This is a genomic window from Arthrobacter sp. Helios (assembly GCF_023167125.1).
Taxonomy (GTDB): domain Bacteria; phylum Actinomycetota; class Actinomycetes; order Actinomycetales; family Micrococcaceae; genus Arthrobacter_B; species Arthrobacter_B luteolus.
Window position 1 is genome coordinate 1266861 of sequence record NZ_CP095402.1, and the last position, 12508, is coordinate 1279368.

A 12508-nucleotide genomic window follows, 5' to 3' on the forward strand; every position below is an offset into this window, starting at 1 on the left:
CCGGCCTAGGCCAGGGACATAAACAGTTTTTCCATTTCCTTGCGGTCCAGCGCCGGATCGTCGCTGGTGAGGCACTGCTCAAGACCGGAGGCGATGATGGCGAACCCGGCCCGGTCGATTGCCTTTGAGACAGCGGAGAGCTGCGTGACGATGTCCTTGCAGTCCCGGCCTTCCTCCAGCATGCGGGTCACGGCAGCCAGCTGCCCCTGGGCACGCTTGAGCCGGTTGATGATCGGAGCTGTGTCGTCCGTGTCGAGCTGCATGTTTTATCTCCCGTGATCTTGAATGAACATCTTATACCCCTCAGGGTAATTTGCATACCCCTGGGGGTATCGGTCAGGATGGTTCACATGCCGGGAAGACCCGGTTCCATTTCCAAAGGGAGAACAATCATGTGCCGGCCAGTTCAATGCAGAAGCTGCGGAAAAACCACCTGGGCGGGGTGCGGAAACCATGTCCAGGAGGTGATGCGGAACGTCGCCAAGCCCGACCGCTGCAGCTGCGACCGGAACGCCCCCGCACCAAAGGGCGGCGGCTGGCTGGCCAGACTCTTTGCCCGGCCCTAAAGCACGACGCCGTCGGGAAGGTCCGGAGCCTCGAACTTCTGGCGTTCGCACTCGGCTCCGAGAGCCGGGTAGGCCTGGGCGATCAGGTCCAGAATGCGGTTCCGGACCACGAGGTAGGCCTCACCGACACCGACCACCCCCTTGAACTCCTTCAGCTCCTCCTCATAGGAGGTCTGCTTGTGCCGCAGATAGTTGACCGTCAGACGGTCGAGCCGGGAACGGGTGGTGCGCGGGCCGGCAGGGGACTGGCTCCGGCGGAGCCGGGAGTTGTAGTGCTCGATGGCTTTTCGCTGAACCTCGTCCCAGGACTCCGGGGCGATGCGCAGCTCCAGGGCCTCGGCGACGGCAACCGCCTGTTTCTTCTTCTCCAGGGCCCGGCCGCGTGCCGCGAGCTGGCGCTTCCGTGACGCCTCGCGGGCACGCCGGAACTCGTCTGTTCCTTCCACCGTTTCCACCCGTTCCAGCGCGTACAGCTTCATGGGTGCGGCCTTGCGGGAGAACGGGTTGCGGGCCGTTTTATCCGGTTCAGGCAGAAAGGCCTTGATCTGGGTTTCGGTCCAGCCGCGTTCCTTTTTGAGGTCCGCAGCGATCAGGAAACCCTCGCTGTTGGCGGGCTTGGGGCGGGGAGGGTGGTGCTTTCCTCGGGACATTGGGAACTTCCGGTGGAGCGGGCGGGGCGTCCACCAGTCTAATGAACCGGCGGCGCACCCCGTCCTGGCAGAGTGCGCCGCCGCCGTTCCCGGCAGGTCCCGCCGGTCAGGAACCCCCGTAGGACCGGGGCAGTTTCAGGCCGCGCTCCTCCATCACCAGCCGCAGCCGGGTGGGATAGTCGGTGATGATTCCGTCCACTCCCAGATCGATCAGATAGTTCATCACGGCCGGCTGGTTCACCGTCCAGGGCACAATCTTCAAGCCCAGCTCGTGCGCTTCAGCCACCATCTGCCGGGTCACGCTGGTGTACACCGGTGAGATCACGTCGTACCCCTGCGCGGCCGCGGCCTTCACCACGGATCCGTCATAGTCGTCTATGTCGATTCCACCCAGGACGGCAGCGGCGCCGGGCTGGCCGATTTCGAGTGTTTCCGGTCCGGCGGCGAGCGCCACCCGGGGCAGCCGCGGTGCGATTCGTCCGGCCAGATTCAACGCGGACCAGTCGAAGGACTGGAGGGTCACCCGGCCCGACATTCCCGAGTTGCGGATCTCCCGGATAACCGCGCGGGTCAGGGCCTCCATTCCCGGACCACCGGCCTGCCCGTCCTCGACCTTGGTTTCGATATTGAACCCCACGCCGCGGGCACGCACCTCGCGGACCAGGGCGAATACGTCCTTCAGTTCCGCGATCCGGTTGCCCTCAACCACCTGCTGCTCAGGATAGCCGGGCAGCTGCTGGTAACCGCAGTCGAGGGTCTTCAGCTGGGCCAGCGTCAGGTCCGCCACCCGGTCCCCGACATAGGGGAAGTCCGGGTCCCCGGACGCAGCCGGTGCGGTATCACGGCATTTCTCCGGCTGGATAGTGTCGTCATGCCAGACAACGACGGCGCCGTCGCGGCTCAGATGGGTGTCCAGTTCCAGCGTATTGACGCCGAGCGCCAGCGAGTGCCGGAATGCGGTGAGTGACTCCTCCGTGTATTCCCCGCGGCCGCCGCGGTGGGACTGCAGGTCTATGGTGGAGCGTTCAGCACCGGCACGCATCTGTGCCACCATCACGTCGAAGATGTGCGTATCCTCGTAAAACCCGCCCAGCTGCTCCGATCCCGGTCCCATGGCCGTCAGCGGCACATCGAGGGCAGTGTGTCCGTCGGTGGTCCAGTCAACGGCGAAGACCTGGTCAGAATTGGCCACCGGCAGCGGTCCGTCCTCGGCCGAGATACCGTCGCCTGACTCATCGCCGTCATCATCAAAGGACTCGATCGTCATCCCGCCGGTCTGGTGGTCTCCGACGACGATCAGCAGTGTGTTCCCGTCCGCTTCAGCGAAGCCGCGGGCCACCGCCACTGATTCTTCGAAGGCGATGCCGGACTTGATGGTCAGCTCGGCGTCGTTAACGTGGGACATCGAATCGATGCCTTCATCTTCGACCATCAGGAAGAAACCGGCATCCTGCCCGCCGCCGTTACTGCCGCCGCCTCCTCCTCCGTGGCCGCCGTGCCGGGACTCTGCCGCTGCCGGGGACGTCAGCAGGTCAAGTGCCTTCCGGGTCATGGCAGGCAAGGGAACTGCCGGTTCGTAGATCTCCTCCACGTCGTCGCCGTACTGGAACATTTCCTCATTGGCGAACAGGCCCAGCACCTTCGGACCCTGGGCCTGCAGCAGCCCTGCCTCGTCCCAGACATACTCATAACCGTCAGCCTGGGCCTGCTCCACGAGGTTGACGGTTCCGGAACTTTCCTCCGCCGGATCCTCCGGCGGGTTATCCGGATGCCGGCCGGGGTCTCCGGCCGGGTACCAATGGTCCTCGCCGCCGCCCAGGATAACGTCCGGCCGGCTCGACTCCAGGAACTGGCGGGCAATCTCGCTCTGCTCCCCGCGGTCGGCCACATGTGCTCCGAAGGCTGCCGGGGTTGCGTCTGTCACCTGCGCCGTGGTCACCAGCCCGGTGGACTTTCCCAGGGCAGCTGCGATCTCAAGCGCGGTTGGTACGGGCTGGCCGTCCAGATCGACACCAATCGCCCCGTTGTAGGTCTTCACACCGGTGGACATGGTGGTGGCGGCTGCTGCCGAGTCGGTGACAAAGGTCCCCGGATCCGCAGAGTTGGTGTGGACCAGTCCCAGCTCCGGAAGGGAATCCATCACCAGTTCCCCGGTGAGGCCAACGTGGGAGAGCCGGATGGCGTTGCGCTGTGCCGTGCCCATGCCGTCGCCGACCATCAGGATGACGTTACGGGCCGTGGCAGGCACCGGTTTGTCTTTGTCCTTCCGGTGCCCTGCAGCCTCCAGCTGCGTTTCACCGGAAGGCCCGCCCAGCTGGTTTCCGGACTGTGTTCCGGCTGTGGACATACTTCCGCTGCAGCCCGAAAGGACCAGCCCGCCCAGTATCGCCGTCGTTACTGCCAGTGTTCCCTTGTTCATTTGTGGAATCCCGTCTCAGAGTGCGCGAGTGATAACGCATTCCCCCCTGGTCAAGTGGGTCCAGCCTCGACAAGCCAGTCTGGGCTGTCAACCCGTGGCGGCCATCCCTCCGGCCGGCAGCGCATAATTCCACGGCCGGGCCGGCGGGACCCGGCTACTCAAAACGCGACGGATCCCCGGTGCCCCGCCGGACCACTTCAGCGGTGCCGGAGGAGTAATCAATAACGGTGGTTGGCTCGGCACCGCAGGGTCCAGCATCAACAACGGCGTCCACCTCGTGCTCCAGCCTGTCCTGGATTTCCCACCCCTCGGTCAGTGCCTCTTCCTGGCCCGGCAGGAGCAGGGTGCTGGAGAGGAGCGGTTCGCCAAGGTCGGCCAGGATTGCCTGGACCACTTTGGAATCCGGAATCCGGACCCCCACAGTCCTCTTCTTCGGGTGCAGAAGGCGCTTGGGCACCTCCTTGGTGGCAGGCAGGATGAACGTGTAGCTGCCCGGGGTGACGGCCTTGATGGCCCGGAAAACGTCGTTATCCAGCTGGACGAACTGTCCCAGCTGCGCAAAGTCGCGGCAGACGAGGGTGAAATGGTGCTTGGCATCGAGGTTACGGATGCTGCGGATCCGGTCCAGGGCTTCCCGGTTTCCGATCTGGGCGCCCAGGGCGTAGCAGGAATCCGTCGGGTAGGCGATCAAGCCGCCGCCGCGGAGCAGGGCGGTGATCTGGCTGACCGTTCTGGGCTGGGGATTATCCGGGTGAACATCGAAATAGCGGGCCATGTCCCGAGCATACGCGGACACTCCCGCCAACCGGTGTAACCTGCCGGCCGCGGCTCGATGGATCCGTGCAGCTTCCCCTTCAGGCCTGATACTTTCCGGGTATGAATGCAGAGAGCAGAAGAATGCCGGCACAGGGCCAGGCAGGCCGGACGCGGGCGGAGGAGCGCTATTCAACTGCGGAAAAAGTGCTGATCGGCCTGGAACTGGGCACCGGAGCTGCGGCACTGGGCTCCGGGCTGCTGCTGGTCCTGCGGCCGGACGGTGCGTTCCTGCACGCGGATCCCGCTGTGCTGCGGCGCACCCCGTTTGCGGACTGGCGGGTGCCCGGCCTGCTTTTGGCCACAGGCTGCGGCGGCGGATACCTGCTGGCCGGACTTCTTCAGCTGCGCCGCCACCGCGCAGCCAGGGCAGTGTCGGTAGCTGCCGGGGCATCCCTCGTGGCGCTTGAAATCTGGGAAACCGCGGTGGTGGAGTTCCAGCCGCTGGAAGCGGTTTTTGCCGGGGTCGGGGGCGCCGTCGTTGCCTTGGCCCTGCGGGGGCCGGCACCGCAGAAAGGACTGCCCTCCCGGGGTTGATGGTGCCGCCCCCCGTCCCTCTGGACCCGCTGGCACCAGGCCCGGGTCCCTGCAGAGGGCTGCGGCTCCGGCTTAGCCGCCGGAGTCAGCCAGCGGAACCAGGTGCGCTGATGCTGACCATCCAGCTGGTGCCGAACCGGTCCGCGAGCATACCGAACATATCTCCCCAGGGGGCCTGTTCCAGCGGCAGAACCATCGTCCCGCCGTCGAGCAGCCGGTCCCAGTAACCCCGCAGCTCAGCTCCGTCGTCGCCGCTGAGCGAGATGGAGTAACTGCTGCCCTGGTCCAGTTCCATACTGTTCGGTGTATCGGAGGCCATCAGGACGAATCCACTGTCAGTGGTCAGCTGCGAGTGCATCACTTTTTCACTCTCAGCCGGGTCATCACTGGCATTCATCTCCGCGAAGGACGTGCTTTCCAGCGTTCCGCCGAAGACGCTCTGGTAAAAGGCCATGGCCTCAGCGGCGTTGTCCCGGAAGCTCAGGTAGGGGTTCATGGTGCTGGACATAGCGCAGTCCCTTCGATCACGGATCAGGACGGATGCTGGATCGCAGCCGGTTGGCAAAGAGTATGCCGGGTGGGCCGGGCCCAGCGGAAGGGGATACCCAAACTCCGCAGAACGGATCCTGACGCCGGAAGCAATGGACGGCGGGAAGGGGACCAGCCGGACGTACCGTGGACAGGTTGGGTTAGGGAACCTAACCACCAGATGAGTGATTCGGAGTACCTATTGCCCAGGACCGGCCCCTTCCGCGGAGACGGAGACAGGGACGGCAGCACCCCGCTGTGGACTCAGGCATTCAGCCTGGCGGTTGCCGTGAACTTCTTCATTGCCCTGGTGTTCTACCTCCTGATGACCACGATGGCCCTTTACGCAGCCGGACGTTTCCAGGCCTCCGACACAGCGGCCGGCCTGGCTGCCGGTTCCTTTGTCCTTGGCGGTCTGGCGGCGCGGATCTTCGCCGGAAAATTCCTGGATTTCATCGGCCGGCGGAGGATGCTCCTGATCGGCCTGCTGGGCTATACCGCCGCGGCCGTGCTTTACATCCCCGCCGGCAGCCTGGGCGTGCTGATCCTGATCCGGTTCCTGCATGGAGCGGCATTCGGCATGGCCAGCACGGCCATCTCCGCCTCGGTCATGACGCTGATTCCGGTCCGCCGCCGGGCCGAGGGCACCGGCTATTTCAGTATTTCCAATACCCTCGCCACGGCCGCCGGCCCCTTCCTGGCCCTGCTCATCGTGGAACGCGCGGAGTACAACGTCCTCTTTGCCGTCAGCGCTGCCTGCGCCGGTGCTGCCCTGCTGGTGGCGCTGCTGCTCAAGCTCCCGGAGCGGACCGTCACGGCCTATGAGAGGGCCGCCAAGTGGCGCATGCGGCCACGCGACGTGCTCGAACCGCAGGCGGCCGCGGTCGCTTCGGTGATGCTGGTCGGCGGGGTGGCGTATTCCGGCATCCTGACGTTCCTGAACTCCTATGCCCAGGAACGGAACCTGGTGCCGGCAGCCTCCGCGTTCTTCCTCATCTATGCCGCAGTTGTGCTCCTGTCCCGGTTTGTCGTGGGGCGGGTGCAGGACACCTATGGGGACAACGCCGTCGTTTACCCCATTCTGGCCTCCTTCACCGTCGGCATGGCGCTGCTGGCCTGGGCACCCAACGGTGCCGTCGTGGCCCTGGCCGGCGGCTTCGTTGGCCTGGGCTTCGGCGCGCTGATGCCCACGGCGCAGGCCATCGCGGTCACCGTGGCGCCGGACCACCGGATCGGAATCGCCACGTCGACTTTTTTCCTGATGCTCGACGTCGGCATCGGATGTGGCCCGTTCCTGCTCGGCCTGCTTGTCCCCGTCACCGGCTTGCCGGGTATGTACACCGTCCTCGCGTGCCTCGTCGCCGCGTCCATGATCCTGTACCACTTCGTCCACGGCCGGCGGCGGACCGGAGGGAACAGCGGGCAGCCCATACGCTGACAGGTGGGGGACGCCGGGGTAGCCTGCCTGCATGGCGGCTAAAGCGACAACCATTTCCGTTCCGGGGCCTGACGGCGTCCGCGAGGTCAGGATTTCCAGCCCGGACCGGGTGCTCTGGCCGGAACTGGGCTTCACCAAGCTGGACCTGGCCGAATACATCCGCGCCGTGGGGCAGGCCTTTGTTGCGGCGAACGGTGACCGGCCGCTGTCCCTGCAGCGGTTTCCGGGCGGCATCGACGGGGAGCAGTTCTTCTCGAAGAATCCGCCCAAAGGCGCACCTGACTATGTGCGGGACGTTATGGTGGTTTATCCCAGTGCCCGCTCACATCCGCAGCTGGTCATCGACGAACCCGCCGCCGCCGTCTGGGCCGTGCAGATGAACACCGTGGTGTTCCACCCGTGGCCCTCCCGGGCAGAGAATTCGGACAACCCCGACCAGCTGCGCATCGACCTGGACCCGCAGCCGGGGACCGGTTTCGACGACGCCGTGCCGGCGGCGCTGGCGCTGCGGGACGTGCTGGCAGAGGCCGGGCTCACCGCCTACATCAAGACCTCCGGGAACCGTGGCCTGCACGTGTTCGCTCCGATCGAGCCGGTGCGCGAGTTCCAGGACGTGCGGCACGCCGTCATCGCCGCCGCCCGGGAACTGGAACGCCGGATGCCGAAGGAGGTGACGACGTCGTGGTGGAAGGAAGAGCGCGGGAAGAAAGTCTTCGTTGATTTCAACCAGGCCAACCGTGACCGCACGATGGCGGGAGCCTACAGCCCGCGGGCCCTGCCGCACGCCCCGGTGTCCACACCGATTAGCTGGGACGAAATCGAAACCGTTGATCCCCGGGCCTTCACGGTCCAGACCGTTCCGGCCCGGCTGGCGGAAAGCGGCGATCCGTGGGCGGACTTCGGCGCAGATCCGGGGTCAATCAGTGCTCTGCTCGAGTGGTGGCAGCGGGACCTGGACTCCGGGCTGGGTGAGCTGCCCTTCCCTCCGGACTATCCGAAAATGCCCGGCGAACCGCCCCGGGTGCAGCCCAGCCGGCGAAAAATGGAGTAGGAGAACCCTGGAATACCTCAGTGTGTGCAGGGTCACAGTCGGCTTTGGGAAGCGGATGAAGAGCCACGGTGTTGGTAAAGGTGGAATCTTCAACCGATAGAAAGTTGTTCTCCCATGACCAATGGCACCACCCAGACCCAGGACGAGTTCGTCGTCGACAGCGCCGCCCTCGACACGCTCTTCCTGGAAGCGCGTACGGCGAACACGTTCAGCAGCGAGCCCGTCACCGACGAGCAGATGCGCGCGATTTACGACCTCACCAAAATGGGTCCCACATCGATGAACATCCAGCCGATGCGCATCACCTGGGTACGTTCGGCAGAGGCCCGCGAGCGCCTCGTGAAGCACATGGCAGACGGCAACAAGGACAAGACCGCCAGCGCTCCGCTGGTCGCCGTCCTGAGCTTCGACACCGACTGGCACGAAGGTTTCCCCACTTTCTTCCCGCACGCTGCCGAGCGCAAGGCAATGTTCGACGGCAACGAAGAACTCCGCACCGTGATGGGTAACAACAACGCCCACATGCAGGCTGCCTACTTCATCATGGCCGTGCGCTCGGTCGGCCTGGCCGCCGGACCCATGGGCGCCTTCGACGCCGCGGGCATCGACGCCGAGTTCCACGCCGGCACCACCCAGCGCACCTTCCAGGTAGTCAACATCGGCAAGCCGGGCGAGAACCCGTGGTTCGACCGCCTGCCGCGCTATGACTACGACGCCGTCACAGCGACCGTCTAAGCGGACCCACAGCACGACGCACGCAGGGCCGGCCCGGTTTCGGGCCGGCCCTGCTGTGCATCCAGCAGTCTCAGGGTTCTGTCCGGTACACCTCCCCGCCGCGCCGCAGGTCCTTCCGCCTGATCCCCGTCCGGTGGGACGATGTCAGGGGCCGGCGAGGGCAGGGGACATGGCGACCATTTCTGTAGTGATTCCGGCACGGAACGACGCCGCGTTCCTGGCCGGCTGCCTCACGGCGCTGGCCGGACAGACCCGGCCGCCCGATGAAACGATTGTGGTGGACAACGCCTCCACGGACGGGACCGCGGCAGTCTGCGAGGCGGCCGGCGTGCGCCGGGTCGTTGAGCTGCTGCCAGGCGTATCACCGGCCACGGCCTGTGGATTCGACGCCGCCAGCGGAGACATCCTTGCCCGCCTCGACGCGGATTCCAGGCCGCCCGCAGATTGGCTTGAGCGCCTGGAACGCCTGGTGGAGGCAGTGGGTCCCCTCACTGCGGTGACCGGGCCGGGCGACTTCTACGGCAGCAACCGGCTCACGCGCTGGTTCGCGGAGAACATCTACATCGACGGCTACCGCTGGTCCATGTCCTGGCTGCTGGGCCACCCGCCGCTCTTCGGCTCCAACTTCGCTATCCGTGCGCAGATGTGGAAACGCCTGCGGGAACGGATGCACCGCTCGAGTGAACGGATCCATGACGATCTGGACCTGAGCTACCAGATCGCCCCCGATATGGCCGTCCTCTGGGACGGTACGCTCCGGGTGGGTGTTTCCACCCGTCCGCTGGAACACTGGAGTGCGGTGGGCCGCCGGCTCTCCATGGCCTGGACTACCTACCGCACGGACTTTCAGCAGGAACTGCCTTGGCGGCGGCTGCGGGCCCGCCGCGGCTGGCAGGCCCGGAACGGTCCGCCGGGCCTGGGGGTCTAGCCGTTACACCTGGCCTGGGGGTCCACCCGCTCCCGCATACAGCGCCAGCAGGTCCCGGGCCAGCTGATGGGGTGCGTTTTCGCACGGGCTGTGGCCGCCGCGGTATACGGTCAGCTGGGCGCCGATGGCGGACGCGAAGGCCGCATGGATCCGGTTCGGCCACACATCACGCTCTCCGACCGCCACCAGCTTGGGCAGGGTGGACCCTGCAATCCGGGCCCGGACATCAGGGACATGCCGCATCAGTCCCATGATGTCCCGGACTGACTTGCGCCGGGTGAGCGCAAAACGCTGGTGGACAAACACCATCCGCTCCGCCGGAACGCGCGCGAAGTTCCGTCGAACGCCCCAGACGACCAAGCCGGCGCTGACCCGCCCGGAGGCCAGCGGGCTGAACCTTCCCACCACACTGACGGACCGGAAAGACAATCCGGGCTCCGGCGGTGCGCTCATCAGGGTGAGGGAGCGGTACAGCTCCGGCTGCCGGAGGAGGGCAAGCTGGGCGACGACGCCGGCAAACGAATAGCCCAACACGTGTGCAGGAGCGTCCAATGTCTGCAGGACCGCCAGCAGGTCCTCCACGAAGAGGTCATAGTCGTACCGCGTGCGCGCCGGGGAGAGGTTTTCCGGTCCAGCCGCAGCAGATTCATACTGGCCGGCAAGATCGTAGGACACGACGTAGTATCCCTGGGCAGCAAGCAGCGGCATCACCAGCGAAAAATCCTCTTTGGAACCCATGACCCCCGGTACCAGGACCACGGCGGGGCTGCCCGGTTCCCCCATCGACAGGCCCGCCAGCATTCCGCTGGGAGCAGGAAGCTGCAGCCGGGCGGACCCTTCCGGCGGGACCGACCAGTCGATCTGCAGCAGCCGCGCGTCGAGGACGGCCGCTGGTGGGGGAGCGGCCCCGCTGGGCACGCCGTTCTCCGGCACATCCCGGCCGGCACCATCCGGAGGGGGCATACCTTACGATAACCAGCGCCGGGCCTGCGCGAAGCGTCCCCGGTCTCTTTACAGCCACAGATCGGGAAGATCAGAATGTCTGCATGCATCCGGGCGCCCAGTTGCCCGGTGCCCGTTGGCGCAGGAGGCAACAATGAGGACGCCAGACGCTTCCCCGGATCCGGACCGGGCGCTGAAAGATCGGCACAGGAAACTCTGGGCCCTGGGGAACTACGGAGCGGTCGCCGGGGAAGTGATACCCGGCCTTGGCGCGGCGCTGGTCGAGGAGGCCGGAATCGGTCCTGGTGACTATGTGCTGGACGTCGCAGCGGGGACCGGCAACGCTGCAATTCCTGCGGCGATGGCCGGAGCCTCCGTTGTGGCGGTTGACCTGACACCGGAACTCCTGCAGGCCGGAAAGGATGCTTCCGGCGGCCGGATGGACCTGGAATGGGTTGAAGGTGACGCCGAAAACCTGCCCTTCGAGGACGGCGTGTTTGACGCGGTGATCTCCTGCGTCGGGGTGATGTTTGCCCCCAACCACGTGAAATCCGCGGCTGAGCTGTCCCGGGTCTGCAAGCCAGGAGGTACGGTGGCGCTGCTGAATTGGACTCCGGAGGGGTTCATCGGGGAAATGTTCGGGATCATGCGCGATTACCAGCCCACCCCTCCGCCCGGGGCCGCCAGCCCGCCGATGTGGGGCAGTGAGGACTACATCGGGGCACTCCTCGACGGCCTGGTGGACGGCGTGGCAACGCAGCGGGCCACGGTGACCGTGGACCGGTTTACCGAACCTGACCATTTCCGGGATTTCTTCAAAGCCAACTACGGGCCCACCATGGGCGTCTACCGCGGACTGGGCGGGGACGCGGAACGGACCGCCGCACTCGATCGGGAACTCTCCGGGCTGGCGGAACGGCATGCCCGGACAACCGATGCCGGTATCGAAATGGACTGGGAATATCTGCTTCTGCGGGGCACCGGGCGGGGCGGTACCTAAACCCCGCAGCCAGCGGATTCAAGCAGCCCCCGGGGCAGGGATAGAATTGGCGCGAAGCCCTGCTAACCCCACACCAGGAGGCAACCTTGCCCCGGAAACGCCGGCCGAACAAATACGTTTACCGCACGATCGTTCTGGCAGGCGTCGCCGCGGTGAAGCTGTTCCGCATCAAAGTCATCCCCTCCGGTCTGGAGAACCTTCCCTCAGACGAAGTGATCCGCGGGCTGAACCGCGAGGTGGCGCCGGGCAGGGGCGCCGTGGTCGCGGTAACGCACTTCGGCTACCTGGACTTCGTTTTCGCCGAGTATCTGCTCTGGAAGCAGCTGCGCGTCCACATGCGCTTCCTCGTCACGAAAAAAGCCGCCCGCAAGAAATTCGTGGCTGCAGTGTGTGACTGGTGTGAGCATGTGGTGGTGGACAGGTCCAACGGGGCTGCCGCCTATACCGAATCGGTGGAGAAACTGCACCGCGGCGATTACCTGGCAGTGCTCCCGGAGGCCGGCGTCAGCCGGAGTTTCGCCGTCCGGCAGCTCAAGACCGGTGCCGTGCGCATGGCTGCCGAGGCGGATGTGCCGATCATTCCCGTGTCCGTCTGGGGTGGCCACCGGATGCTGACCCGCGGCCACGGCCTCAGCCTGAAGGCGGTCTGGAAAACGCCGGTGCGGATTCACGTCGGCGCGCCGGTCAACGTTGACCCCTCGGCTTCCGTGCAGGAGGAAACAACCCGGCTGCAGGAGATTCTGCAGGCGGGCATCGACGAGTGCATCGATACCTATCCGGAACAGCCGCCTGCCGGGGCGTGGTGGATGCCCGTCAGCCGCGGCGGTTCTGCCATGACGCCGGAGGAGCAGGTGGCCCTGGATGAAGCAGACCGGGCCAAATACAAGATCACCGGCTAGGG

The 12508-nt window shown here is 65.8% G+C and carries 13 protein-coding genes; 7 read left to right on the top strand and 6 right to left on the bottom strand.

The window, feature by feature from the left end:
- Positions 1 to 5: 5 nt before the first annotated feature.
- The 4 genes from ArtHe_RS05635 to ArtHe_RS05650 all read right to left on the bottom strand — a co-directional run bounded on the left by ArtHe_RS05635 (position 6) and on the right by ArtHe_RS05650 (position 4410).
- The gene (locus ArtHe_RS05635; protein WP_066298099.1) at positions 6 to 263 is read right to left on the bottom strand and encodes a metal-sensitive transcriptional regulator; all 258 of its coding nucleotides are present in this window, start codon (positions 261 to 263) and stop codon (positions 6 to 8) included.
- A gap of 299 nt (positions 264 to 562) precedes the next feature.
- On the bottom strand, positions 563 to 1216 hold the full coding sequence (locus ArtHe_RS05640; RefSeq protein WP_248319126.1) for a hypothetical protein: 654 nt from the start codon (positions 1214 to 1216) through the stop codon (positions 563 to 565).
- Between the two features lie 106 nt (positions 1217 to 1322).
- On the bottom strand, positions 1323 to 3635 hold the full coding sequence (locus ArtHe_RS05645) for an alkaline phosphatase (RefSeq protein ID WP_248319127.1): 2313 nt from the start codon (positions 3633 to 3635) through the stop codon (positions 1323 to 1325).
- 154 nt (positions 3636 to 3789) lie between these two features.
- Positions 3790 to 4410 (bottom strand): L-threonylcarbamoyladenylate synthase, encoded by a 621-nt coding sequence (locus tag ArtHe_RS05650; protein ID WP_248319683.1) that lies wholly within the window; start codon positions 4408 to 4410, stop codon positions 3790 to 3792.
- A gap of 122 nt (positions 4411 to 4532) precedes the next feature.
- On the opposite strand from ArtHe_RS05650, the gene ArtHe_RS05655 reads away from it, so the two are divergent.
- Positions 4533 to 4985: a hypothetical protein gene (locus tag ArtHe_RS05655; RefSeq protein ID WP_248319128.1), complete on the top strand. Its 453-nt coding sequence runs from the start codon at positions 4533 to 4535 to the stop codon at positions 4983 to 4985.
- Positions 4986 to 5070: 85 nt separating this feature from the next.
- On the opposite strand, the gene ArtHe_RS05660 is transcribed toward ArtHe_RS05655, so the two are convergent.
- On the bottom strand, positions 5071 to 5493 hold the full coding sequence (locus ArtHe_RS05660; protein ID WP_066298088.1) for a VOC family protein: 423 nt from the start codon (positions 5491 to 5493) through the stop codon (positions 5071 to 5073).
- A 201-nt stretch (positions 5494 to 5694) separates the two neighbouring features.
- On the opposite strand from ArtHe_RS05660, the gene ArtHe_RS05665 reads away from it, so the two are divergent.
- The 4 genes from ArtHe_RS05665 (at position 5695) to ArtHe_RS05680 (ending at position 9665) form a co-directional block, all read left to right on the top strand.
- Positions 5695 to 6951, top strand: a complete 1257-nt coding sequence (locus ArtHe_RS05665; RefSeq protein WP_248319129.1) for an MFS transporter — start codon at positions 5695 to 5697, stop codon at positions 6949 to 6951.
- A gap of 31 nt (positions 6952 to 6982) precedes the next feature.
- Positions 6983 to 8002: a non-homologous end-joining DNA ligase gene (gene ligD / locus ArtHe_RS05670; RefSeq protein ID WP_248319130.1), complete on the top strand. Its 1020-nt coding sequence runs from the start codon at positions 6983 to 6985 to the stop codon at positions 8000 to 8002.
- Positions 8003 to 8116: 114 nt separating this feature from the next.
- On the top strand, positions 8117 to 8737 hold the full coding sequence (locus ArtHe_RS05675) for a malonic semialdehyde reductase (protein ID WP_248319131.1): 621 nt from the start codon (positions 8117 to 8119) through the stop codon (positions 8735 to 8737).
- Positions 8738 to 8906: 169 nt separating this feature from the next.
- Positions 8907 to 9665 carry a glycosyltransferase family 2 protein gene (locus ArtHe_RS05680; RefSeq protein WP_248319132.1) on the top strand — a complete coding sequence of 253 codons (759 nt, stop codon included), beginning with the start codon at positions 8907 to 8909 and terminating at the stop codon, positions 9663 to 9665.
- 3 nt (positions 9666 to 9668) lie between these two features.
- Here the strand turns inward: ArtHe_RS05680 and ArtHe_RS05685 are convergent, their stop codons facing one another.
- A complete protein-coding gene (locus ArtHe_RS05685) occupies positions 9669 to 10628 on the bottom strand; it encodes an alpha/beta hydrolase (RefSeq protein WP_248319133.1) in 960 nt (319 codons plus the stop codon).
- A 133-nt stretch (positions 10629 to 10761) separates the two neighbouring features.
- On the opposite strand from ArtHe_RS05685, the gene ArtHe_RS05690 reads away from it, so the two are divergent.
- Positions 10762 to 11607, top strand: a complete 846-nt coding sequence (locus ArtHe_RS05690; RefSeq protein WP_248319134.1) for a methyltransferase domain-containing protein — start codon at positions 10762 to 10764, stop codon at positions 11605 to 11607.
- Positions 11608 to 11693: 86 nt separating this feature from the next.
- Positions 11694 to 12506, top strand: a complete 813-nt coding sequence (locus tag ArtHe_RS05695; RefSeq protein WP_248319135.1) for a lysophospholipid acyltransferase family protein — start codon at positions 11694 to 11696, stop codon at positions 12504 to 12506.
- Positions 12507 to 12508 lie beyond the last annotated feature (2 nt).

What these genes read in the sequence shown, in the direction of transcription:
- ArtHe_RS05635 (WP_066298099.1), bottom strand. Translation starts at nt 263, where the DNA reads ATGCAGCTCGACACGGACGACACAGCTCCGATCATCAACCGGCTCAAG.
- ArtHe_RS05640 (WP_248319126.1), bottom strand. Translation starts at nt 1,216, where the DNA reads ATGTCCCGAGGAAAGCACCACCCTCCCCGCCCCAAGCCCGCCAACAGC.
- ArtHe_RS05645 (WP_248319127.1), bottom strand. Translation starts at nt 3,635, where the DNA reads ATGAACAAGGGAACACTGGCAGTAACGACGGCGATACTGGGCGGGCTG.
- ArtHe_RS05650 (WP_248319683.1), bottom strand. Translation starts at nt 4,410, where the DNA reads ATGGCCCGCTATTTCGATGTTCACCCGGATAATCCCCAGCCCAGAACG.
- ArtHe_RS05655 (WP_248319128.1), top strand. Translation starts at nt 4,533, where the DNA reads ATGCCGGCACAGGGCCAGGCAGGCCGGACGCGGGCGGAGGAGCGCTAT.
- ArtHe_RS05660 (WP_066298088.1), bottom strand. Translation starts at nt 5,493, where the DNA reads ATGTCCAGCACCATGAACCCCTACCTGAGCTTCCGGGACAACGCCGCT.
- ArtHe_RS05665 (WP_248319129.1), top strand. Translation starts at nt 5,695, where the DNA reads ATGAGTGATTCGGAGTACCTATTGCCCAGGACCGGCCCCTTCCGCGGA.
- ligD (WP_248319130.1), top strand. Translation starts at nt 6,983, where the DNA reads ATGGCGGCTAAAGCGACAACCATTTCCGTTCCGGGGCCTGACGGCGTC.
- ArtHe_RS05675 (WP_248319131.1), top strand. Translation starts at nt 8,117, where the DNA reads ATGACCAATGGCACCACCCAGACCCAGGACGAGTTCGTCGTCGACAGC.
- ArtHe_RS05680 (WP_248319132.1), top strand. Translation starts at nt 8,907, where the DNA reads ATGGCGACCATTTCTGTAGTGATTCCGGCACGGAACGACGCCGCGTTC.
- ArtHe_RS05685 (WP_248319133.1), bottom strand. Translation starts at nt 10,628, where the DNA reads ATGCCCCCTCCGGATGGTGCCGGCCGGGATGTGCCGGAGAACGGCGTG.
- ArtHe_RS05690 (WP_248319134.1), top strand. Translation starts at nt 10,762, where the DNA reads ATGAGGACGCCAGACGCTTCCCCGGATCCGGACCGGGCGCTGAAAGAT.